Consider the following 22,631-nt stretch of genomic DNA (forward strand, 5'->3'; position numbering starts at 1 on the left):
ACGCTCATGGCCTTATGTCTCGCGCCAAGAACCAACCGGTTTAAGGCGTCCCATGTTCATGACCTGATTGCCACTTTCGGTAAACGCCTATGTGTTGCCGCACTCAATGCTGCGTGCTCATAAATCCCGGTCATGAGATCAAGTGTTCTGGTCGTTTCCTCGAGCCGATGGTGTAGATTGGGAATCGAGCTGATGGCGTTCGAAAGAAGTGACCTACGCACTTCCGCATATCGGTCGGTCACCTCTATGCCCTTTACCGTCATGGTATAATTGACACCGGAACGACCGCTTCCAGTCTTCTCGACAAGTCCGGCAGCGATCAACTTGCGCAGGCTGTACTGGATGTTAGGAATGTCTTCCCGGTTCGAAAGTCGCGCCAAATCCTTAACAGATTTAGGTCGTTCATTCATGCGGATGATGTGGAGCATTGCATTTTCCGGGCCGCTTGCCGCCAAATCGATTACTGAGCCCAAACATTCAGCTTGCCATCGTCCGAACGCTTCGAACGCACGCATTAAGGCAAATTCCACCTCGGCGACATTAACTTCCAGAGGCGTGCAAGCAAGATGCCAGCTTTTGTCGATCCCATGTCGTTCGCCATCTTTTTTGTTTTTGCTCATGAACTACGCTCCGATACCTCGCATGTTATGGTGATTGCATGATCGGTAATTGACAAGCTTGAAGTTTCAAATAGACTTTCTATCATAAATTATAACAATAATAGGGGAATATGGCCATGACAGAGAACACTATGTTCGCCGGCAACCAGTTTTTGCTTGGCACGTTCGCATCCAATTGTTCTAGTGGCATGTCGGTGACAAAAGTGCCGGAGCGCTGGAAAAATACCTGGGAGAATAATCTCAAGCTTGCCCGCCTTCTTGACGATGCTGGTATTGATTTCATGCTGCCGATTGCACGCTGGATCGGTTACGGCGGCGACACAAACTTCCATGGCGATGTGCTGGAAACGATGACATGGGCGGCGGGCCTGCTTGCCAGGACGAAAAGCATCAATATTTTCGCGACCATTCACACGGCCGCCAATCATCCAGCCGTCGTGGCAAAACAGATCGCTACAATCGATCAGATCAGCGACGGGCGTATAGGCCTCAATATCGTTGCAGGCTGGAACCAGCCAGAATACGAAGCACTAGGGCTCAACCTGCCCGCCGATCACGAAAGTCGCTACGCTTACGCTGACGAATGGTTCGACATCGTAAAAGTCCTTTGGCAAAAGACTGAAGCTTTCGATTATATCGGCAAATTCTTCGATTTGAAAAACATTCTGGGCGCGCCCCGTCCTTCACGTCAAGCGCCGATACTGAATGCTGCGGGTTCCGGTCAGGGCCGCGATTTTGCCCTGCGGAATGCCGATTTTCTGTTTACTCCTGCCATCGATCTGGATCGCTCCAGGTCCGAAATTGCCGAACTGAAAGCGAAAGGTGCCGACATAGGGCGAAATGTGGGTGTATTGACGTTCTCTCACGTTGTATGCTGGCCGACCGAGAAGGAGGCCACTGAATATCTGCAGCACTTTGGCAAAGACAATGCCGATTGGGTGGCTGTAGACAATCTTGTGAAGCTGCAATTCGCCCACGCCCATTCATTCCCCCACGATCTCCTAGCGCTGATCCGCGACCGGATGGCGGCAGGACATGGCGGCTTCCCACTGGTTGGGACACCTCAACAGGTGGCAGACGGACTGATATCGCTGCAAAAGGCCGGGTTTTCCGGCACGACGCTCTCCTTCGTCGATTACGCGGAAGAATTCCCCTATTTCCGCGACACTGTGCTGCCATTACTGGAGCAGGCGGGCATTCGCAAACCCGTCCACAAGCCATCAGATCACATTGCTCTCGGTGGACTTGAATAGTGGGCGTTTCGACGTCCACTATTCAAAACATACCTGTTATGATTGCCAGTCAAGAATCGTCCATTTCGTTTGTACCTCCACAGTTCTTTCGACTTCCGTGATAATGCCAGCCCCGTTTCTCCAAAGTAGGTGAATAGAATTCAAGCGCTGATCATCGCACTTCTTGCGATTTTGCTATTAATTCAGCCGCCGTTGATTAAATAATAGTCAATATCAATATTGATTACGAAATAGACATAAAACTATTGCCAACGCAGAAGCTCTGCGGCATCAATGCGACATGAACCAGGCGGACCTGACCATTCTCATTATCGACGAGAACGCCATTCGTTCCTCGATTATCGAGGAAGGATTGCGAGAGGCCGGACATGGAAAAGTAGTCGTGATCAATGAGATGCATGGCATCGCCCGGATGATTGAAACACTCAATCCAGATGTGATTGTCATCGACATAGAAAACCCCAATCGTGACATGATGGAGCACCTGTTCCAGCTGACGCGTACAATCAGCCGCCCAATCGCCATGTTTGTCGACCGATCCGACACCGCTTCCATTGAAGCGGCAGTTGAGGCAGGCGTCTCCGCCTATATTGTGGACGGGCTGAAGAAGGAGCGGGTAAAGCCCATCCTTGATATGGCGGTCAGTCGCTTCAATGCCTTCAGTCGCCTGCAGCGCGAACTGGCAGACGCCAAATCCGCACTGGAGGAAAGGAAAGTCGTTGAACGCGCCAAGGGCATTCTCATGAAGATGCGGGGACTTTCCGAGGAAGACGCTTTTTCCTTACTGCGGCAGACTGCCATGAACGAGAAAAAGAAAATGTCGGATATAGCCCAAAGCATCGTGACTGCAGCCGGACTACTGATGAAATGACGGTGAATTTGAACCCTGGGGGAAACCATTCCGGGAGTATGGGCAGATGAACATGCCAAACAGATTTGCTGAAGCGGGTAACAGCCTTACCAAACCCGCCAGCATTGCGGGCAAAGAAATCAAGACATTGCGCGCCGGCTTTATTCCGCTTGTCGACGCGGCCGTGCTGATCGCGGCCTCCGAATTTGGCTTCGCAAGAGTTGAAGGCCTGAGCCTCGACCTCGTCAAGGATGTCTCTTGGGCCAATGTCCGCGATCGGTTGGCTTTTCGGCAGTTCGATATCGCGCATATGCTGTCACCGATGCCCGTAGCCTCCATGCTGGGGCTCGGATCCAACCCATCGCCAACGATAACGCCGTTTTCTCTGGGGAGGGGCGGCAACGCGATCACCCTTTCTGCGCGGCTTTACGAGAGAATGCGCGTAACCGCCAGTCTGGCAGAAACCGCAACTGCACTCGAAAATGCCAGGGCGCTCGCTTCCGTAATACGTGACATGCAATCGCGCGGCGAACCTCTATTGAAACTCGCCATCACTTATCCGTTTTCGCCGCATAATTACGAATTTCGCTACTGGCTGGCAGCGGGCGGCATCGACCCCGACAATGACGTTAGACTTGTCGTCGTACCGCCACCATTAACCTCGGATGCACTGGCGACCGGTGCAATCGATGGTTTTTGTGTCGGCGCGCCATGGAACATGGTGGCTTCCGAACGCGGCACAGGGCGGATCGTTGCTGCCAAGCAGGACATCTGGCCGTCTGCGCCCGAAAAGGTCATTGGCATGCGTCCGGAATGGGCCGAAACTCATCCCGAAACCGTATCTCGTCTCATTGTGGCTCTCGACAAGGCGGCACGCTGGTGCGACAGCACTGAAAATCACGACACGCTTGCCGAGGTTCTGGCAGACAATTGTTATCTTGGCGTATCACAGCAGATCGTCCGCAACGTGCTCGCCGGAACGTTCAATCTCGACTCACAAGGCAATCATCGCGTTATCGAACATTACTTCACCTTCCATGCCGGTTTTGCCAATTGCCCCCGCCCCAACGATGCAATGTGGATTTATAGCCAGATGGTACGCTGGGGGCAGATAGAGGCATCGCAATCGGCGCAGCAAAAAGCGGCTCAGTCCTACCGACCAGATCTCTATTGTACAGCTCTTGGCATTTCGCACTCGCCCTTCGAAGGGAATACCGTTGAAGGTATCAGTGCCAAAGATAGCTTCATGGATGACCGAACCTTCGACCCGTCGGATATAGAGACTTACGTGCAAGGATTTGATGTGCGTCGCGAGACTTCTACGGCCCCGATCACGTCGGAAGATTGAGCTACCAATGCCCAATTTGATTGCACACAGACGGCACAATGCGGCAAAAGCGCCTAAAATACAGACTTACTGAGGGGAGCGTGAATTAGGTCCGCTTATTTTCTCATCCTTTTTAATTTCGTATTTTCAATCACTTGCAAATATTTTGAAACTCTGGCACGCTTCTTGCTTCTAAGACTTATGCACCGGTCAACGGCGATCGGTGCAACAAGCGAGCCAGATATCGCTCCTGTCACGACACCGACGTCGCAAGGAATTGCAGCCCGAACCTTTCGTTCGGGGATGCATCTCCAAGCGGCGTTTTTTTGTGCCCAGTTTCAAGCGAGCCCAATTCAAGCCAGCATAGGGGAAGCCAGCTGATGACAACGCATAAGAGGCCAGAAACCAGAACCGGCATCACCCGGCGTAGCATTCTGAAGACCAGCGCCACCGCAGCTCTTTTCACAGCAATTCGCTCGACCTTTCCCGGCGGAGCCTTTGCAGCAAGTAGCGGGCCTGAAGTCAGCGGCGCCAAGCTCGGCTTCATCGCACTCACCGATGCCGCGCCGCTGATTGTTGCCAAGGAAAAGGGCCTGTTTGAAAAACACGGTCTGCCGGATGTCGAGGTCGCCAAGCAGGCATCCTGGGGCGCAACACGTGACAATCTCGTGCTGGGCGGCGCTTCGAACGGCATTGATGGCGCGCACATCCTTTCGCCGCTTCCCTATCTCATCCATACCGGCAAGGTAACGCAGAACAACCAGCCAGTGCCGATGGCCCTGCTGGCACGACTGAATTACGACAGTCAGGCTATTTCGGTTGCCAAAGAATATGCCGATACTGGCGTCCAGCTGGATTCATCCAAGTTGAAGGCGGCCTTTGAAAAGAAGAAGGCGGATGGCAAAGAGATCAAAGCTGCGATGACCTTCCCCGGCGGCACGCACGATCTGTGGATCCGCTACTGGCTCGCTGCTGGCGGCATTGACCCCGACAAGGACGTTTCGACCATCGTTGTCCCACCACCGCAAATGGTTGCCAATATGAAGGTTGGGAATATGGATCTGTTCTGCGTCGGTGAGCCGTGGAACGAGCAGCTGGTCAACCAGGGTATCGGCTTCACGGCAGCGACGACGGGTGAAATCTGGAAACATCATCCGGAAAAAGCGCTCGGCATGCGCGCCGACTGGATTGAGAAAAATCCGAATGCCGCAAAAGCCCTGCTCATGGCTGTAATGGAAGCCCAGCAATGGTGCGAAAGCATGGACAACAAGGCAGAAATGGCAGACATCCTTGGCAAACGCCAATGGTTCAACGTGCCGCCGAAGGATGTGCTGGGCCGTCTCAAGGGCGACATCAATTACGGCAATGGTCGTGTGGTGCAAGGCACCAACCTGCAAATGAAATTCTGGGCGAACGGCGCATCCTATCCGTTCAAAAGCCACGACATCTGGTTCATCGCCGAAAATATTCGCTGGGGTAAATTCACGCCTGACACAGACATCAAGGCGTTGGTCGATCAGGTCAATCGTGAAGATATCTGGCGCGATGCTGCCAAGGATCTCGGTGTCGCGGCAGCAGATATTCCAGCATCGACGTCACGCGGCAAGGAAACCTTCTTCGACGGCAAGGTCTTCGATCCCGAAAATCCTTCGGCCTATCTCGATAGTCTCGCAATCAAGGTTGCGTCCTGAGCCAATCCGGGGCGCGCAACCGGCGCGTCTCTCTCCCTTCGAACAGGAGCGTTGCATGTCCGCCGTGCTGAAAGATCAAACCGTCGTTACGCCGCTAACGCCCAATGCAACAAAGCCCGCCGGTAATGTCGTCCGGTTGGCCAAGCAGCCCAAATCGGGCCTCGATATAAGTGCGCTGGCGCTTGGTGCCGTGCGTAACATCGTACCGCCGTTGGTGGTGCTGGCCGTACTGCTGGGGATATGGCAACTCCTTTGTGCCGCCCCTGATGCATCCTTGCCTGCACCGTCCAAAGTCTGGGAGGATAGCTATGATCTGATCGTCTATCCCTTCTTTAACTACGGATCACAAGATATCGGGCTTGGCTGGCGTGTGCTCGTCTCGCTGGAACGTGTCGCCTACGGCTTTGGCCTCGCTGCTATTGCTGGCATCGTGATCGGCGCAGTCATCGGCCAGTCGGTATGGGCGATGCGTGGCCTCGATCCAATCTTTCAGGTGCTGCGCACTGTACCGCCGCTGGCTTGGTTGCCCCTATCTCTTGCCGCCTTCCAGAACGCCAATCCGTCGGCGATTTTCGTTATCTTCATCACTTCAATCTGGCCGATCATCATCAACACTGCGGTCGGCGTGTGCAATATTCCGCAGGATTATCGCAACGTCGCCAAAGTGCTACGCCTCAACCAGTTTGAGTTTTTCTTCAAGATTATGTTGCCATCGGCAGCGCCCTATATCTTTACCGGCCTCCGGATCGGCGTTGGCCTCTCCTGGTTGGCCATCGTAGCTGCCGAAATGCTGACCGGCGGTGTTGGTATCGGGTTCTTCATCTGGGACGCTTGGAACTCCTCACGTCTGTCCGACATCATCGTCGCCCTCGCCTATATCGGCCTTGTCGGCTTCGCGCTCGACAAGCTCGTGGCAGCCGTCGGTCGACTTGTCACCCGCAATGCGTCTGTAAGCTGAGGAGAAGAGATATGAACGCCTATCTCAAGCTTGACCATATCGACAAATATTTTGACCGCTCGGAAGTCCTCAAAGACATCAATCTTTCGATCTCCAAGGGCGAATTCGTTTCCATCATCGGTCACTCCGGTTGCGGAAAATCCACGCTTCTGAACCTGATTGCCGGACTGACGCCGGTCTCGTCCGGTGCGGTCCTGCTCGAAAACAAGGAAGTCAACGCACCGGGACCTGAAAGGGCTGTAGTGTTCCAGAACCATTCGTTGCTACCTTGGCTATCGGTCTACGAGAACGTCAATCTTGCGGTGACGAAGGTTTTCCGGTCCAGCAAGACCAGAGCTGAACGACATGATTGGGTCATGACCAATCTCGACCTCGTCCAAATGGCGCATGCAAAAGACAAGCGCCCGTCGGAAATTTCCGGCGGCATGAAGCAGCGCGTTGGCATCGCCCGTGCATTGGCTATGGAACCGAAAATACTGCTGCTCGACGAACCTTTTGGTGCACTGGATGCGCTGACCCGCGCCCATCTTCAGGATGCCGTCATGGAAATCCACGCCCGGCTTGGCAACACGATGGTGATGATCACCCATGATGTGGATGAAGCGGTCCTGCTCTCCGACCGTATCGTGATGATGACCAATGGTCCGGCGGCGAAGATAGGCGAGGTGCTGGATGTCGATATTCCGCGCCCGCGCAATCGCATTGAGCTGGCCTCCGACCGCGCCTATTTGAAATGCCGCGAGGCTGTTTTGAAGTTCCTCTACGAGCGCCATCGCTTCGTGGAAGCTGCGGAGTAATCCTATGGCTGAGAAACTCGTTATAATCGGCAATGGCATGGCGCCGGGCCGCATGCTGGAGCATTTGCTTGAGCAGGCACCGGACCAGTATGACGTTACCATTTTCAACGCCGAGCCGCGTGTCAACTACGACCGCATCATGCTCTCGCCAGTTCTATCCGGCGAGAAGACCTATGAGCAGATCGTCATCCATGGCGATGGCTGGTACATCAAGCATGGCATCACACTCTATAAGGGCCACAAGGTCGTCGCCATCGACCGCGACGCCAAGACTGTGACATCGGACCACGGCGTTACAGAAAGGTATGACAAGCTGGTGATTGCCACCGGTTCAGTGCCTTTCATTATTCCTGTGTCAGGCAAAGACCTGCCCGGTGTCATCAGCTATCGCGATCTGGACGATGTTGATGCAATGCTGGTCGCCGCGCAATCGCGTGAAAAAGCCATCATCATTGGCGGCGGGTTGCTCGGGCTGGAAGCGGCGGCAGGCCTCGCCCAGCGCGGCATGGATGTAACGGTGCTGCACGTCATGCCGACGCTTATGGAGCGCCAGCTCGATCCTGCGGCCGGCTATCTGCTGCAGCGTGCGGTTGAGCAGCGTGGCATCAAAGTCATCTGCAAGGCTAACACCAAGGCCATTATCGGCAAAGGCAAGGTCGAAGGCGTCGAGCTTGACGACGGCACCGTCATCCCGGCCACACTGGTTGTGATGGCGGTTGGTATTCGCCCCAATGTTGGCCTGGCGAGAGAGGCCGGTCTGGACGTCAATCGCGGCATCGTCGTGGATGCGGGCATGCGGACATCCGATGCCAATATTCTGTCGCTGGGCGAATGTGCGGAAGTGGGTGGCATGGTCTACGGTCTTGTCGCTCCGCTTTACGAAATGGCACGTGTGGCAGCCTCACATTTGGCGGGTGACAACACCCCAGCCTTTACCCACTCCGACACACCGACCAAGCTGAAGGTCACAGGCATCGATCTGTTCTCGTTGGGTGATTTCGCCGATGGTCCGGACCGCGAAGAGATCGTGCTGCGCGATGCCATGGCGGGCATCTACAAGCGGCTCGTGATCAAGGAAAACCGGATTATCGGTACGGTTCTCTATGGTGAAACGACAGACGGTACCTGGTTCAACGACCTGAAGAAGAAGGCAACCGACATTTCGGAGATGCGCGATACGCTGATCTTCGGACAGGCCTATCAGGGAGGAACCCCGCTGGACCCTATGGCGGCCGTTGCAGCCTTGCCGGATGATACGGAAATCTGCGGCTGCAACGGCATTTGTAAGGGTAAAATCGTCTCAACAATGGCCGAAAAGGGCCTGACCTCGCTCGATGAGGTGCGGGCTCACACAAAGGCGTCCGCGTCCTGCGGTTCGTGCACGGGGCTGGTCGAGCAACTCATGGCGCTGACGCTTGGCGACAGCTACAATCCCAAGGCGGTGCAGCCCATGTGCGGCTGCACTGATCTGGGTCATGACGATGTGCGCAGGCTCATCAAGGCGAAAAAGCTCAAGATCATTCCCGCCGTCATGCAAGAGTTGGAATGGAAAACATCATGCGGCTGCGCCAAATGCCGTCCGGCGCTTAACTATTACCTCGTCTGCGACTGGCCAGACGAATATGCCGACGACTACCAGTCGCGTTTCATCAATGAGCGCGTACACGCCAACATCCAGAAGGACGGCACCTATTCAGTCGTGCCGCGAATGTGGGGCGGCGTGACCAATTCCAGCGAACTGCGCGCCATCGCCGATGTAGTGGACAAATTTGCCATCCCGATGGTCAAGGTTACAGGCGGACAGCGCATTGATCTGCTGGGAATCGAAAAAGAGCAGTTACCAGCAGTCTGGTCTGATCTTGGCAAGGCGGGCTTCATCTCCGGTCAGGCTTACGCGAAGGGATTGCGTACTGTGAAAACCTGCGTCGGCTCGGACTGGTGCCGGTTCGGCACGCAGGATTCTACCGGTCTTGGTATTCGCATCGAGAAGTTCATGTGGGGTTCCTGGACCCCCGCCAAACTGAAATTGGCGGTCTCCGGTTGTCCGCGCAATTGCGCAGAAGCAACCTGCAAGGATATCGGCGTCATCTGCGTGGATTCCGGTTTCGAAATCCACTTCGCTGGTGCCGCTGGGCTCGACATTAAGGGCACTGAAGTTCTGGGGCTGGTCAAGACCGAAGACGAGGCGCTGGAGCATATTGTTGCACTGACGCAAATGTATCGCGAACAGGCCCGTTATCTGGAGCGGATTTATAAATGGGCCAAGCGCATCGGTCTCGATGAAATCCGCCGCCAGATCATGGGCGATCCGGAAAAACGCCTATCCTATTACAACCGCTTCGTGTTTTCGCAGAAATTCGCGCAGGTCGATCCGTGGTCCGAACGTGTTTCCGGCAAGGACAAACACGAATTCAGGCCCATGGCTGTTTTAAACGCTGAGGCTGCGGAATGAACGAGATGGTCAGGAACTGGATTGCTATCGGAACGCTCGACGACATTCCGCGTCAGGGGTCGCGCTGTGTGAAAAACGGATCGACAACGATTGCCGTCTTTCGCACTTTCGACGATCGCCTGTTCGCAATCGAAGATCGTTGTCCGCACAAGAACGGCCCACTCAGTCAGGGCATTGTTCATGATGGTTGCGTGACTTGCCCGCTTCATAACTGGGTCATCGATCTTGCGACCGGCAAGGCGCAGGGCGCCGATGAAGGCGTGACGCAGACGTTTCCAGTCAAGCAGGAAGGCGACACTGTTTATCTCGCGCTGGCCTTCTGACGAACCGACACTGGTGAAAACAACCAACTAGAGGAGATGACATGCTGAGCAAAAGTGACGTCACCGATCTGATCTATGAGAAAAAGCGCCTCGCTGGTCTGACCTGGGCCTCAATTGCCGAAGGCATTGGTATGAGCGAAGTGTTCGTCACCTCCGCCTGTCTTGGTATGAATGCTCTGCCACGCGACATGGCGGACAAGCTGGCGATCAACCTCGGTTTGCCGCAGGAAGCAGGTGTGGTGCTGGCGGAATATCCGACCAAGGAATGGGACCGCGCCGTTCCCACAGATCCTTGCATCTATCGCCTTTACGAGATCGTTGGGGTCTACGGCCCCACGCTGAAGGAGCTTATTCAGGAAAAGAGTGGCAACGGCATCATGAGCGCCATCGATTTCGAGATGAGCGTAGACAAGGTAGCGAACCCGAAGGGTGAACGCATCGAAATCCGCATGAGCGGCAAGTTCCTCTCCTATAACAGCTGGTAAGACAGGCACGCGCCAGGCTTGCGGTTTCGATATGAGGTCCGAAATGGCGACGATCACCGAAACAAAGACCACCTGCCCCTATTGTGGCGTCGGCTGCGGCGTCATCGCCAGTGTGGATGAAGCCGGCGCAGTATCAGTTAGGGGCGATCCCGATCACCCGGCAAATTTCGGGCGATTGTGTTCGAAAGGTTCGGCTCTTGCAGAGACCATCGATCTCGATGGTCGGCTACTCTTTCCTGAAATCGACGGCCAGCGTGCGGAGTGGGACCGGGCGCTCGATCTTGTGGCCCGGAGATTTTCGGAGACGATAGCTGAACATGGGCCAGATTCTGTCGCCTTCTACGTGTCGGGCCAATTGCTGACCGAAGATTATTACGTCGCAAACAAGCTGATGAAGGGCTTTATAGGGTCAGCGAACATAGACACGAATTCGCGTCTTTGCATGTCCTCATCCGTGGCAGGGCATCGCCGCGCTTTCGGTGCCGATACAGTGCCCGGCACCTATGAGGATATTGAACTTGCCGATCTGGTGGTACTGACCGGCTCCAATCTCGCCTGGTGCCATCCAGTGCTTTATCAAAGGCTTGCCGCAGCAAAGGCAACCCGACCGCAGATGAAGATTGTCGTCATCGATCCACGTCGAACGATGACCTGTGACATTGCCGATCTGCATCTGGCAATCCGCCCGGATGGCGATGTGGCGCTTTTCATGGGGCTTTTCGCCCATCTGGTGAAGAGTCCAGCGCTCAATATGAATTATGTCAATGCGTATACATCCGGCCTGGGGCTAACCGTTGAAGCATCAGCAGCGATTGATAGGGAAATGCTGGTCGAGCGCACGGGCCTGTCTCCAGCTCAGCTTGGAGAATTCTTCCAACTGTTTGAGGCCACCGAAAATACAGTTACCTGCTACAGTCAGGGCGTCAATCAGTCGTCCTCGGGAACCGACAAGGTCAATGCCATCATCAATTGTCATCTGGCTACCGGCAGGATCGGGCGGCCTGGAATGGGGCCCTTTTCACTAACCGGACAGCCCAATGCCATGGGTGGCCGTGAAGTGGGTGGTCTCGCCAATATGCTCGCAGCCCATATGGCTATCGAGAATGCAGACGACCGCGACCGCGTGCAGCGTTTCTGGTCCTCACCCACCATTGCCAAAAAGCCCGGGCTGAAAGCCGTCGACATGTTCCGTGCGGTGGCGGACGGACGCATCAAAGCGCTGTGGATCATGGCCACCAATCCGGTTGTATCCATGCCGGATGCTGATGCAGTTGAAGCGGCAATAGCGACCTGCCCTTTTGTTGTCGTCTCTGACATCGTTCACGACACCGACACAACGCGCCACGCTCATGTGCTTCTGCCATCGCTTGGCTGGGGCGAGAAAGACGGCACCGTCACCAATTCCGAACGACGCATCTCCCGGCAGCGTGCATTTCTGGCCGCTCCGGGCGAGGCCAAGCCGGACTGGTGGCAGCTTGCCGAAGTGGCGTGTCGCATGAGCTATAAAAAGCATTTTGCCTATGACAATCCAGCTGCCATTTTCATCGAACATGCCGCTCTATCGGCCTTTGAGAACAATGGCAGCCGCGATTTCGATATTGGCGCAGTCCAAAACAGTACACCGTCACAATATGACGCCATGACGCCCTTCCAGTGGCCACAAGCCTCGCGAAACACTGGCTCACCAGCGCGCTTCTTTGCAAAGGGAGGCTATTTCCATTCCGACCAGCGTGCGCGCTTTGTCGTCACGACACTCCCGGAAACTGATCGCACAAGCAGCGCATTCCCGTTTACACTCAACACGGGCCGCATCCGCGATCAGTGGCATACCATGACACGAACAGGCAAAAGCGCACGGCTTTCAGCCCATATTGCCGAACCATTTGCCGACCTTCACCCGCGCGACGCCACAGAACTTGGCATCACCAGTGCCGGGCTGGTGGAAATCGAAAGCCCGCACGGGAGAGCCATCGTGCGCGCACTTGCGACGGAACGTCAGACGCGAGGTAGCGTCTTTGCTCCAATGCACTGGAACGATCAGTCTTCTGCCTGCGCCCGTATAGATGCTCTGGTCGTCCCCGTAGTCGATCCAGTTTCAGGGCAGCCTGCCTCTAAAAATGTAGCCGTGACTGTAAGACCCTTCCACGCTGTCTGCTACGGCTTTGCCGTTTCGCTTGCAAAGCCGTCGGGTGTCGATTGCGATTACTGGGCACAGGCGCGTGCAGAGGGCGGATGGCGGCTGGAACTAGCCTCGCTCACGGCGGTTTCCGATTGGGCACTGTGGTGCCATGCGCATTTCAGTATCCCAGCAGAGATTGACCCCATCGGTTATACGGATAACGCAACCGGCGAGACGCGGCTCGCTTTCTTTGACGGCTCGCAATTGCTCGCCGCACTTTTCATCGCGCCACAACCGGTTGCCGTCGCTCGCAACTGGGCCATCCAGCAGTTGACTGTCACCCATGACGATTTGCACAAGCGTTTTGCAATCATTGCAGGCCGACCCAGCATGGATAAGCCGGATCCTGGCGCAACAGTTTGCTCGTGCTTCGGTGTAGGCATCAATCAAGTTGCCGCTGCCATTCACTCCGGTTGCCATAGTGTCGAGGCCATCGGCGAGCAACTCAACGCTGGAACCAATTGCGGTTCGTGCCGCGCTGAAATCAGGGGGATCATCAATGGGTGTCTCGCAACCGCAGCCGAGTGAAGCCTTTACCCGCATCGAGCCCCTGGCGAAGCTTCCGGTATTTTGGGCGCTGGAGGGAAGGCGCTGTATTGTCTCTGGCGGTTCCGATGCCGCGGCATGGAAGGCAGAATTGCTCGCCGCCTGCGGCGCTCGTGTGGAGGTCTATACCGATGCGCCGGACGACATGATGCACGCATTGGCTACCCGTCCGGTGGTCCATGCGGAAGCGCGCATAACGCTGATTATCAGGCCATTGCAAGATGCCGATTTGCCAGGTGCGGCTATGGCAATTGCCGATTGCCACGACGAAGGCGAAGCCGCGGCCTTCCTTGCTGCCTGCAACCGAGCCGGCGTTCCCGTTAATGTCATCGACAAACCGCAGTATTGCCAATTCCAGTTCGGGTCGATCGTCAATCGCTCACCGGTTATCGTGGCTATCTCGACAGACGGCGGAGCGCCTATTCTGGCGCAAACCATCCGCCGTAAGATCGAAGCGCTTTTGCCCGCTTCGCTGAAAGACTGGGCACTGCTTGCCCAAAACCTTCGCACCCGTATCGGTTCCATGGTGACGACGGCAACGGCGCGTCGCCATTTTTGGGATATATTTGCGGACAAAGCCTTCTCGGAACCGTGGACGAGACACTCGGAAACCGATCTTCTCGCGGTTGCTTCGCACGAGGTATCTGATGCTGGCAGTGTGAAAGTCTTTACCGTCAATCCCGCAGACCCCGAGCTGATGACGCTCAAAGCCATTCGCGCACTGCAAGCCGCAGACGTTATCTATTTCAACAAGGACATCGTTCCAGCAATATTGGAATTCGGACGACGCGAAGCCAAGCGCTATCGAATAGAAGATATTTCCGGTCCGATATCTAAGCTAGATCAATGCCGTATTGTTTATCTGAAATCGGGCAAGAACTCTTCGGACGGTCCATTTCTATAACAATAATATACACACCAATAAAAAATTAGCGTTTCTCATAAGATGTGCTCGCCAAACTGAAGATAGGCAATCAATGCCCCTCCAGACAAAGCAATCAGTATTGCAGGAAAGATCACCTGCCTGATCAATGTGGAGAGTAGCCAGCCAGCGATTAAAACGAAGCCGCTATAGAGCAAACCAAAATCTGAAACAGACAGCGCCAGTGCTGTAATGCAAATCGGGCTAGCAAACATCAGCAGAAGAAGATCAGTGTTTTCATAGCGAGGCTGCAAAAAGAAGATCGAGGCGGACATGTGCCAGGTTAAACCAAACGAGATACTGAGTAAAACCGGCAGAAGGATCTGATATGACACGAAAGACACCTCAACTTGTTTACGTTTAAACAAGCAGGTTTCGTGCCAGATTAAAGACCCTAGATTTCGCCATGTTGATTTACCGAGGCTCATACGTCACCACGAGAACCGAGCCCCTTAAAATCCTTAAATTCTAACAACTCGCAGGCGTCCAGAAGCAAACCGTCCGCTCCAGGCGAATGACGTATAGAGGCGGTCAATAGTGGCTGCCAGCACAACGGCCTGCTTGCCAGTCAGAATCCGCTTTCGTTCATCTGCGTCGACCGGAATGAAGCCCAAGTGAGCGTGATGTTTGTAAGTCAGGATCTGGTTCGCTGCCTCTCCTAGCGCTCTATCATACTGCATTAGAGACGAATAATACCTTAGCCTGTGGGCGAGAAGACCCGGTCCATTTTCTTACGATCATATTTTAGGAGCCATTCTCCCAGCTGATCATATAGAGGTTGGAGCAGATTTCGATTTAAGGCGACAACGCCATGCCTCTGTCATCATAGGCGGTTACGGCAATTCCCCTTGAAAAATCTACAATATGAATCTTCGCAAATTGTCGAACTTTCGGCTTCACCGGCAACCATCGCGCAATGCTGGCCCAGAGGAGAGCATTAACCTGATGCGTTGCGTTTGGACATTCTGCTGAATGCCAGTACTTGTATAAGCCTTCCCTGATAACCTCCTTGAAGGTTCTCATTGCGCAGCATCTTGTTCTGACGCGCGCAATCACTGGGCCGGAACATCGCGATTAAGATGCAGGACTTTCTAGTGACCGAGGGAATGGCTCGGACCAACTAGGATCGGTCTTTCTCGACCAAATTTAAGAAAGATAGAATGATGTTGTAAGGGATCGAGCGACTTCCAGCCGCCCGATCCGATTTTAAGATTCAAAGTTGTCCGGCTCAGATCGGACCGTTTTGTATTTACTTTCGAAACATCTCTTCACATCAGCGGCGACCGTAAAATCAAAGTTTGACCACGTCTTCCCTCGCCCATAGCCGGAGCTTGCGGCAAGATGCAACAAACTCCTTGGCTGCCTGTGCATTGTCGAGCGGAATAAGCCCTTCGTCCATTTCGGGTTCGATACCGGCCTTGGCAAGCAGCGGCATTGCGCCTGCGGTAAAGCCGATGAACTTGCAGTGCGCGAACGCATCGGCAACAAAGTCCCGCGCTGTGGACTCGCCGATGAGCTGGTTAGCCGCTTCTTCAGACATCACAAGGGCTACAGCATCGAACAATACGGATGGACCGCCGTCAATCATATGGTCGGCCTCCATCCATTCACCACTGGAAGCTTCGAAACCTCCAACTGTTGGCGCAACCAGTTCCACCATCGCGCCTTCCTTCTCTGCGGAGTGCCGGATCCCCTTGAGTACCTGCGCATCCGTGCCATTGGCAACGAGCACCCCGATCTTTCTGCCCTTGAAGCTGCTGGGCCCGTTCTCAATAATGCTAAGCGCAGGAGACGGAGCAAGATCGTCACGCACGGGCACCATCGCATCCGCGGCCTTAGGCATCTTGCGGATGCCGAGCTTACCGGCGACCATTTCCGCGAGGTTGGCATCTATGTTCAGCAAATGTGACACAATACGCTCGCGGATCACAGGTGTTTCCACCTTCGACAGCTCGAAGGTCAGTGCCATCGCCATATGCTTCTGTTCCGTCGCGGTCTGGCTCGAATAAAACTGACGCGCCTGGCTGTAATGGTCGGCGAAGCTCTCCGGTCGGAGGCGAACTTTCTGTCCGTCTTCCTGCGCGGCAAACGACCGGAACCCACGATTTGGGTCAGGCCTCGAGCCTTCGCCCCATGAATTAGGCTGGTAGTTTGCGCGTCCGACAGGATTGCGCATCGCCATATGGCCGTCCTGCTGGAAATGATGGAACGGGCATTTAGGCGCATTTATCGGAATATGGGTAAAGTTAGGACTACCAAGTCTCTTCAACTGCGTGTCGAGGTAGGAAAAATTGCGTCCCTGCAGCAATGGGTCGTTGGAGAAATCGATTCCAGGGGGAACATTCTGCGTCATGAACGCCACCTGTTCCGTTTCGGCAAAAAAGTTGTCCGGCATACGATCAAGCACCAGCCGCCCGACTGGGATAGGCTTAATAACTTCTTCCGGAATGAGCTTTGTCGGATCGAGCACATCGAAATCGAAGCTGTCGGCGAAGTCCTGATCGAAGAGCTGCACGCACAGTTCCCATTCAGGGAAGTCGCCAGCTTGTATCGCAGTCCACAGATCGCGCCTGTGAAAGTCCGGATCCGCACCGTTGATTTTCACCGCCTCATTCCAGACAACGGATTGGAGACCAAGTTTTGGCTTCCAGATAAATTTGACGAAGGTCGACTCGTCCTTGGCATTCACGAAGCGGAAGGTATGAACCCCAAACCCCTCCATGAAGCGGAAGGAGCGCGGTATTGCACGATCCGACATGACCCACATGATCATGTGCATGGATTCCGGCGTCAGGCTGATGAAGTCCCAGAAATTGTCATGGGCTGACTGTGCCTGCGGAAAAGCCCTGTCAGGCTCCTCCTTGACGGCATGAACCATATCGGGAAATCGAATGGCATCCTGGATGAAGAAAACGGGAATATTATTGCCGACGAGATCCCAGTTGCCTTCCTTGGTGTACATCTTGACCGCGAAGCCACGCACATCACGGGCGAGGTCGAACGATCCTTTCGATCCCGCAACGGTTGAAAATCGAACAAAAACTGGAGTTTTCTCCCCGACCCGTTGAAAAATGTCGGCCCGCGTATATTCCGCAAGAGATTTCGTCGTTTCGAAATAGCCATGCGCACCATAGCCTCGGGCATGGACAACGCGTTCAGGAATACGCTCGTGGTCGAAGTGAAAGATCTTTTCCCGAAAATGGAAATCCTCAATCAGCGTAGGACCTCGATCGCCGACCTTGAGCGTATTGAGGTCATCCGATACTGGCCCGCCTTGGGCGGTAGTCATGATTTGCGTCTTGTCGTCGGCGAGTTGGTGAAGGTCTCCGCCTTGACCTGCGTCGAGCTTCTGATCATGAAGCTTGAGCGACTTCCGTCCATTTGTGGCCTTGTTGCTGGCTGACATGGCTGGCTCCAATTCTTTCGCGATCAATGTTCAAATGAAAAGGGTGCTAATCGGCACCCTTAGCTCATGATCACGCTGCTTTGGCGCGTTGGTTAGCTGACGCATCCGCAAGTTTCGTCAGATCACTGTCCGTCTTGGATTCCTCCTGTAGCGTCTGATCGAGTAGTTTTGCAGCATCGGTCATGCCAAGTTCCGTCGCCCACCGCTTCAATGTCCCATAACGTGTGATTTCGTAATGTTCGACCGCTTGTGCAGACGAGATCAGCCCGGCGTCAAGCGCCGCGGTATCCTTGAATTCCTCCATGATCTCTTCGCCTTCGGCGATAATTCCCTCGATCGCATCGCAAGTCTTGCCTCTTGCTGTCTTGCCCATGATTTCAAACACTTGGACGAGCCGTTCAACGTGGCCTTCAGTCTGTTCACGGTGCTTTTCGAAAGCCGCTTTCAAATCTTCTGACTGTGCCGCACGCTTCATTTTTGGCAGGGCTTTGAGAATTTTACGTTCAGCGTAGTAGATGTCCTTGAGAGTATCGTGGAACAAGTCTTCGAGATTTTTTTCCTTGGCCATAGTTCATCTCCTCTTATGAATTTTTTACGTCAAATCGCCGGTAAAATTCCGGTAGTAAGTTGGTTTTGGCTGATAAGACAGGCAGGAAACTGGGTCTCTGCCTCTTCGAATAACGCAGTTTCGGAATTTAGGTTCCTCGGCCGGATAGCCACGGTTTCTAATCCGACAGAATCGTTTGATGAGATATCTGCGATTGACATTTGGGAGTCCCAACGCGCCTATTTATCCCGACCTTTACGTCGACGCCCGAGACCTCCGCGGCGGTAGCAAGAGCTATTACCAGTTGCTAGATGGTGCGAAAGAACTCAACGACCTGATCGAGCATAAAGGCATCTCCTTCGCGCTCGGAATATTGAAGGCTTGTTATCGGTTCGGCGAAAAGTCACGGCCAGTCGAATCTATGATTTGAACAAGATCATATACTTCGCACAGATACTTAGGGCTTTGGAGAAAAGGCGGGCGGCCTAAAAAAGAACCCCGCAGCGAAAACCGCGCGGGGTTAAGGCTACTGAGCCCTCTCTCCCAAGGGCAGTGAAAATTTATCGAAATGGGCAAAAAAGTAAATACTAGTCATTCGACCGATCCGGATAGGGTTCTTTTGGAAGTCTGATATTAGGATGGCCGGGCGAGTTTGTCTGCTCATGGGTAGGCTTTTCTTGATGATCGCTGGGTTCGACAGGAGAGGGATCAACGGCTTCTTTCTCCCGCACCAGCTCTGGATCTGACCAAGGATTTACAATTCGGGGTGTTTTCTTTGCTCTGTCTCTCATCGATATCTCCTGCTCGCACAGAGACGAACCCCGAATGGCCGTTGCGAACCATCCGGGGCGCGTGAGTTCGGTGTGCCCAAACTCAGCGGTCGCTCTCTTTGGGGGAGCGATGGTAAAACTATTTCTGATCAATTTTGTTCCTTAGAAAGGTAAGTCCCTGATTCTTGTGGGAGCTGCGCCCCAAGGCACCGCGCGCATATCGAAAAAAAAGCCCCGCTTAATAGGCGGGGCAATTGGTGTCATTGCGATGGTATTAACCCGCGACTGGGTTATTTGTTCCTTCAGCTATGTCGGAATTGGTCCGCATTTCGCGTAGGTCGAGCCGAATAGTATATCTCTGATGCGCCAATCTAGCAGCAAGTTCACTTAGTCGCGACATGTCACGAAGTCCGTGTTCGTAGAGCATTAGGATACAGGATGCGAGTTCACTACCCGAATAGTTGCGGTCACTTTCTTCCAATAAGACAGCAGCGTTGGTGAAGCAGCTGCGTAGGAAGTCCACTTCAGCAGGCATATATATTCGGCTCGCTTCGTTGAAAAACGGCATGTCAGCCTCCTTATATTTAGAAGGCAAGCGTACTCTGTTCAGAAATATTAGATATCTAATTATTATCACTAAATATTAATTTTAAATCGGACTCAAAAATAATGAACCCCGCCAGCCGTTTAGCTGACGGGGTATGCGCCTGCCGAAGCGAGCCACGCCGTTAACAGGCGCATGGGCATTGCTGGAATGAGCGACAGAACCAGCGAAGCGGGGGAATGTTCCAATATGGGGCTCCGGGGCTATTCCTCCGGGTCTGTTCCTGTCACGCCGCGGTGCATGTTCTCAGCAACTACCCTTATTGCGGTTGCCGCTTCCTCTTCGGACCATCCGGCTTCTACAGCGTCCTGGATGAGTTCGGGCACGCCGATCACCTGAGTGCGGGCTATGGCCGCAGTGACCTCCGCGTCTCTGGCGCCGGATACCACAGCTCGCTCGACCAGCTCCGCAATTCCTTGCGATACCGCTTCTTGGCAGTCGATTTCGCGTCTTGGATAGTCGCCGGGTTGTTTTGGTCCAAACATTCCTTCCTCCTCAGAATAAATTCGCCTATACTTCCTTGTTGTCATTGCTTGGCGTTAGGTCGACCAGATCGGCATCGGGCAGGGCTTTTGCATTTCCCTGGCTTCATTCCACGGAGCACGTAGCCATGTATCAATTTCTTCCGTGGTGCGGGGAATGACGGGCATTACCTTTGGATGAACCGGCCAGACAACACCATTTGTCTCGGTCGTAAGCAACGCAAAGATATCGATCTCTACAGGGCCTTCCTTCCGTTTTCGGATTGTCTTCCATCGTGTCCAAATTCCAGCAAACGCGGACAAGGGTTTTTCCTCGTTCGGAGCAGACCAGTGAGCGGGAAGCTTTCCTGTTCTCGTATCTCGGATTTTACCGTACTCAGAGAATGAGGTGGCTGGTACTACGCAACGATGCTCGACGCCGAACCATGACGGCCAATGCCCTGACTTGAGATTTCGTATATTGGTCACGCTAATGTCGACGTCAAATTTCAACTTCTCTGGAGGTGTGGGCATTCCCCAGCGGAGCAATGCCAGTTCAGGCTCGTCGCCTTTGATGTTTCGCAAAACTGGTGCTGGATAGTCTGGGAAGATATCCATGTGCGGATCGGTGCGGTTCGTCACGTCACCGAACTTCGGGAACAGACGGCGCATGGCCTCATGTGTTGTGGTGATGTTGTACAGATTGCACATGCACGCCTCCTTATCTCCTGACTATTCGTCGGCCCGGATTTGGGCGTGCGAAATCAGCCCGAAGATGAACGTGCCTCCGACGATGTTTCCAAAAAGCGTGGGAAGCCCGAATTTGAAGATGCTGTCGAAAGTGGAAACTTCGCCGATGAACAGCAAGAACAGCACCTCAATCGACCCGACTACGATATGGGTGAGATCACCGATTGCAATGAGATAGGTGATCAGGAAAATAAGAAAAATATGTCCTTGTTTGGTGCTGTGCAGCATCCAGACCAAAGTCGCAATCAGCCATCCAGACATGATGCCTTTGCTGAATAGCTCATTACTTGTGTTCTCCATAAGATGCTTGCCCATATCGGTAAATGTGCGCGTAACCTCATCGGAGAAGATGGGCATCAAGACTATGACGAGGGCGGCAATCGCTCCCCCGATCAGATTGCCCAAAAGAACGATGCTCCAAAGCCTTATCATCATGAAAAAGTGAGACGCTGTCGGTTCTGTCATAAAAGGCAGAACCGGGGTGATCGTGTTTTCGGTGAACAATTGCTGGTTGGCGATGATCACGATTATAAAGCCCACGGTATAGCCGGCTGAACTGAGCAGAAAGAACAAGTTGCCGCCGGGAAGGTAGGCCTCCAGAATGCCCCGGGCGATCATCGAGGTACTCATCGAGATACCACCGGCGATTGCCGACCAGAACAGCGCCATCGCCTCTCTGTTCATTTCCTTTTCGCCTTCGCGGCGAATGAGTTCATGAATAGCTGCGGCTTTGGAGGGGAGACTTTCTTTCAGGACCTCCGCTGATTGGCCGTCTTCTTTCGGTTCAAGCATGAAGGCGTCTCCTCGTTGCGCCCTGTTGTTGCGTCCTTTTTGGAACGCATCGGTGGGTATAAATTAACTAGGGCGCTTATTTTATGCGTCCATACGTCGATGGAACATCACTGCGATAAGACAGTTACCTTAGACGATTGAACATGACGAGGAGCCGGTCGAATGAAATGGATAGCTGCAGCAGTTGGCTTCGTGATCATGTCCAGCGCGTCATTTGCGCAAGGATCTGGAGCGCCATCGCAATCTGGTGGGCAGGAACCTGAAGTGCCAGGCAATTCTCCAGCAGCACCGGGCCAGCCACCATCCGATCCTGACAGCACCCAAGTCCCGCCGTCGCAAAAGCAAGATCAGATACAGAAGCCGAAGATAGACGCATGTTCTCCTGGGCAGGAAGCAAAAAACTGCGTTGAAAAACAGCGTGGCACCAAGTAGCGCTTATTTGCGCCGTCCAACCAAGGCGTCTTCGCCTTCCTGATTATGCTCGCGGCAGAACCAGAGTTGGACAGTAGCGGTCTTGTAGCTGATCGATCCCCACGCTTTGCAATCCTTCGGCTCGCAGTAGTGTTGGAATAACTTGTTGCTTTTGGCGCTGGCAGTACTGTCGGTCTTGCATCCAGTCATTTTCTATCTCGGTGGTTTTATATCCCCCAAGCCTTTCCTGGCCATTAAGCATCTGAACCAAATGCGTCCGATGCCATTCGGTAAGTAAAAGAACGACCTGGAATGGGTATTCCTTGCTGATCAGCGTCTTGGACGGCTGGCACGTGAACGATTTCTTCAACAAGGCGTCGCGAATATAGCGTTGTTGATTTGCACTGAGAAGTGACCCGGCATTGCCGGATATTGTCATCGAGAATTGACCCATGTTTTGAACCTTGCTCCGCGTGTTTTTAACGGG

At 53.9% G+C, this 22,631-nt stretch carries 20 protein-coding genes and 1 pseudogene; 11 read left to right on the top strand and 10 right to left on the bottom strand.

Going from position 1 to position 22,631, the window contains the following annotated elements; genetic code table 11:
• Positions 1-56 precede the first annotated feature (56 nt).
• The gene (locus FHW00_RS23210; protein WP_078341066.1) at positions 57-620 is read right to left on the bottom strand and encodes a winged helix DNA-binding protein; all 564 of its coding nucleotides are present in this window, start codon (positions 618-620) and stop codon (positions 57-59) included.
• A 110-nt stretch (positions 621-730) separates the two neighbouring features.
• Between FHW00_RS23210 and FHW00_RS23215 the strand changes: the two genes are divergently transcribed.
• From FHW00_RS23215 to FHW00_RS23265, 11 genes are all read left to right on the top strand, one after another.
• Positions 731-1,873 (top strand): LLM class flavin-dependent oxidoreductase, encoded by a 1,143-nt coding sequence (locus tag FHW00_RS23215; protein ID WP_078341065.1) that lies wholly within the window; start codon positions 731-733, stop codon positions 1,871-1,873.
• Between the two features lie 280 nt (positions 1,874-2,153).
• Positions 2,154-2,744, top strand: coding sequence for an ANTAR domain-containing response regulator (locus FHW00_RS23220; RefSeq protein ID WP_078341064.1), 591 nt, complete (start codon positions 2,154-2,156; stop codon positions 2,742-2,744).
• A 46-nt stretch (positions 2,745-2,790) separates the two neighbouring features.
• Entirely contained in the window at positions 2,791-4,071 is a 1,281-nt protein-coding gene (locus FHW00_RS23225) for a CmpA/NrtA family ABC transporter substrate-binding protein (protein ID WP_078341063.1), read from the top strand.
• A gap of 359 nt (positions 4,072-4,430) precedes the next feature.
• A complete protein-coding gene (locus FHW00_RS23230) occupies positions 4,431-5,741 on the top strand; it encodes a CmpA/NrtA family ABC transporter substrate-binding protein (RefSeq protein ID WP_078341062.1) in 1,311 nt (436 codons plus the stop codon).
• A gap of 55 nt (positions 5,742-5,796) precedes the next feature.
• Positions 5,797-6,699 (top strand): nitrate ABC transporter permease, encoded by a 903-nt coding sequence (gene ntrB / locus FHW00_RS23235; RefSeq protein WP_078341061.1) that lies wholly within the window; start codon positions 5,797-5,799, stop codon positions 6,697-6,699.
• 11 nt (positions 6,700-6,710) lie between these two features.
• Entirely contained in the window at positions 6,711-7,496 is a 786-nt protein-coding gene (locus FHW00_RS23240) for an ABC transporter ATP-binding protein (protein WP_078341060.1), read from the top strand.
• Positions 7,497-7,500: 4 nt separating this feature from the next.
• Complete coding sequence (gene nirB / locus FHW00_RS23245) at positions 7,501-9,948, top strand: nitrite reductase large subunit NirB (protein ID WP_182514701.1); 2,448 nt, start codon at positions 7,501-7,503, stop codon at positions 9,946-9,948.
• Positions 9,945-10,271 (top strand): nitrite reductase small subunit NirD, encoded by a 327-nt coding sequence (gene nirD, locus FHW00_RS23250; protein ID WP_078341059.1) that lies wholly within the window; start codon positions 9,945-9,947, stop codon positions 10,269-10,271. The genes nirB and nirD overlap by 4 nt, the downstream gene beginning before the upstream one ends.
• 41 nt (positions 10,272-10,312) lie before the next feature.
• On the top strand, positions 10,313-10,756 hold the full coding sequence (cynS, locus tag FHW00_RS23255; protein ID WP_078341058.1) for a cyanase: 444 nt from the start codon (positions 10,313-10,315) through the stop codon (positions 10,754-10,756).
• A 43-nt stretch (positions 10,757-10,799) separates the two neighbouring features.
• Positions 10,800-13,463 (top strand): nitrate reductase, encoded by a 2,664-nt coding sequence (locus FHW00_RS23260; protein ID WP_078341057.1) that lies wholly within the window; start codon positions 10,800-10,802, stop codon positions 13,461-13,463.
• On the top strand, positions 13,435-14,385 hold the full coding sequence (locus FHW00_RS23265; protein WP_078341056.1) for a precorrin-2 dehydrogenase/sirohydrochlorin ferrochelatase family protein: 951 nt from the start codon (positions 13,435-13,437) through the stop codon (positions 14,383-14,385). Before FHW00_RS23260 ends, FHW00_RS23265 begins: the two co-directional genes overlap by 29 nt.
• A 35-nt stretch (positions 14,386-14,420) precedes the next feature.
• Here the strand turns inward: FHW00_RS23265 and FHW00_RS23270 are convergent, their stop codons facing one another.
• The 9 genes and pseudogenes from FHW00_RS23270 to FHW00_RS23310 all read right to left on the bottom strand — a co-directional run.
• Positions 14,421-14,738, bottom strand: a complete 318-nt coding sequence (locus FHW00_RS23270; RefSeq protein WP_139364450.1) for a hypothetical protein — start codon at positions 14,736-14,738, stop codon at positions 14,421-14,423.
• 460 nt (positions 14,739-15,198) lie between these two features.
• Complete coding sequence (locus FHW00_RS24645) at positions 15,199-15,426, bottom strand: DUF3885 domain-containing protein (RefSeq protein ID WP_445558016.1); 228 nt, start codon at positions 15,424-15,426, stop codon at positions 15,199-15,201.
• Positions 15,427-15,694: 268 nt separating this feature from the next.
• The gene (gene katE / locus FHW00_RS23280) at positions 15,695-17,809 is read right to left on the bottom strand and encodes a catalase (protein ID WP_078341053.1); all 2,115 of its coding nucleotides are present in this window, start codon (positions 17,807-17,809) and stop codon (positions 15,695-15,697) included.
• A gap of 70 nt (positions 17,810-17,879) precedes the next feature.
• Entirely contained in the window at positions 17,880-18,377 is a 498-nt protein-coding gene (locus tag FHW00_RS23285; RefSeq protein ID WP_011982994.1) for a YciE/YciF ferroxidase family protein, read from the bottom strand.
• Between the two features lie 1,556 nt (positions 18,378-19,933).
• A complete protein-coding gene (locus tag FHW00_RS23290) occupies positions 19,934-20,215 on the bottom strand; it encodes a hypothetical protein (protein WP_258125250.1) in 282 nt (93 codons plus the stop codon).
• A gap of 54 nt (positions 20,216-20,269) precedes the next feature.
• Complete coding sequence (locus tag FHW00_RS23295) at positions 20,270-20,902, bottom strand: SOS response-associated peptidase family protein (RefSeq protein WP_139364449.1); 633 nt, start codon at positions 20,900-20,902, stop codon at positions 20,270-20,272.
• A 21-nt stretch (positions 20,903-20,923) separates the two neighbouring features.
• Positions 20,924-21,733 carry a formate/nitrite transporter family protein gene (locus FHW00_RS23300; protein ID WP_182514702.1) on the bottom strand — a complete coding sequence of 270 codons (810 nt, stop codon included), beginning with the start codon at positions 21,731-21,733 and terminating at the stop codon, positions 20,924-20,926.
• A gap of 196 nt (positions 21,734-21,929) precedes the next feature.
• Complete coding sequence (locus FHW00_RS23305; protein ID WP_176168381.1) at positions 21,930-22,109, bottom strand: hypothetical protein; 180 nt, start codon at positions 22,107-22,109, stop codon at positions 21,930-21,932.
• Positions 22,110-22,208: 99 nt separating this feature from the next.
• Positions 22,209-22,631 (bottom strand): annotated as a pseudogene (locus tag FHW00_RS23310) (hypothetical protein); the annotation flags it as partial.

Origin of the sequence: Ochrobactrum sp. P6BSIII (assembly GCF_014138065.1) — a bacterium.
Classification (GTDB): domain Bacteria; phylum Pseudomonadota; class Alphaproteobacteria; order Rhizobiales; family Rhizobiaceae; genus Brucella.

Excerpts from the sequence above, each read along its gene's own strand:
- FHW00_RS23210 (WP_078341066.1), bottom strand. The coding sequence starts at position 620 with ATGAGCAAAAACAAAAAAGATGGCGAACGACATGGGATCGACAAAAGC.
- FHW00_RS23215 (WP_078341065.1), top strand. The coding sequence starts at position 731 with ATGGCCATGACAGAGAACACTATGTTCGCCGGCAACCAGTTTTTGCTT.
- FHW00_RS23220 (WP_078341064.1), top strand. The coding sequence starts at position 2,154 with ATGAACCAGGCGGACCTGACCATTCTCATTATCGACGAGAACGCCATT.
- FHW00_RS23225 (WP_078341063.1), top strand. The coding sequence starts at position 2,791 with ATGAACATGCCAAACAGATTTGCTGAAGCGGGTAACAGCCTTACCAAA.
- FHW00_RS23230 (WP_078341062.1), top strand. The coding sequence starts at position 4,431 with ATGACAACGCATAAGAGGCCAGAAACCAGAACCGGCATCACCCGGCGT.
- ntrB (WP_078341061.1), top strand. The coding sequence starts at position 5,797 with ATGTCCGCCGTGCTGAAAGATCAAACCGTCGTTACGCCGCTAACGCCC.
- FHW00_RS23240 (WP_078341060.1), top strand. The coding sequence starts at position 6,711 with ATGAACGCCTATCTCAAGCTTGACCATATCGACAAATATTTTGACCGC.
- nirB (WP_182514701.1), top strand. The coding sequence starts at position 7,501 with ATGGCTGAGAAACTCGTTATAATCGGCAATGGCATGGCGCCGGGCCGC.
- nirD (WP_078341059.1), top strand. The coding sequence starts at position 9,945 with ATGAACGAGATGGTCAGGAACTGGATTGCTATCGGAACGCTCGACGAC.
- cynS (WP_078341058.1), top strand. The coding sequence starts at position 10,313 with ATGCTGAGCAAAAGTGACGTCACCGATCTGATCTATGAGAAAAAGCGC.
- FHW00_RS23260 (WP_078341057.1), top strand. The coding sequence starts at position 10,800 with ATGGCGACGATCACCGAAACAAAGACCACCTGCCCCTATTGTGGCGTC.
- FHW00_RS23265 (WP_078341056.1), top strand. The coding sequence starts at position 13,435 with ATGGGTGTCTCGCAACCGCAGCCGAGTGAAGCCTTTACCCGCATCGAG.
- FHW00_RS24645 (WP_445558016.1), bottom strand. The coding sequence starts at position 15,426 with ATGAGAACCTTCAAGGAGGTTATCAGGGAAGGCTTATACAAGTACTGG.
- katE (WP_078341053.1), bottom strand. The coding sequence starts at position 17,809 with ATGTCAGCCAGCAACAAGGCCACAAATGGACGGAAGTCGCTCAAGCTT.
- FHW00_RS23285 (WP_011982994.1), bottom strand. The coding sequence starts at position 18,377 with ATGGCCAAGGAAAAAAATCTCGAAGACTTGTTCCACGATACTCTCAAG.
- FHW00_RS23290 (WP_258125250.1), bottom strand. The coding sequence starts at position 20,215 with ATGTTTGGACCAAAACAACCCGGCGACTATCCAAGACGCGAAATCGAC.
- FHW00_RS23295 (WP_139364449.1), bottom strand. The coding sequence starts at position 20,902 with ATGTGCAATCTGTACAACATCACCACAACACATGAGGCCATGCGCCGT.
- FHW00_RS23300 (WP_182514702.1), bottom strand. The coding sequence starts at position 21,733 with ATGCTTGAACCGAAAGAAGACGGCCAATCAGCGGAGGTCCTGAAAGAA.
- FHW00_RS23305 (WP_176168381.1), bottom strand. The coding sequence starts at position 22,109 with ATGCGTCTATCTTCGGCTTCTGTATCTGATCTTGCTTTTGCGACGGCG.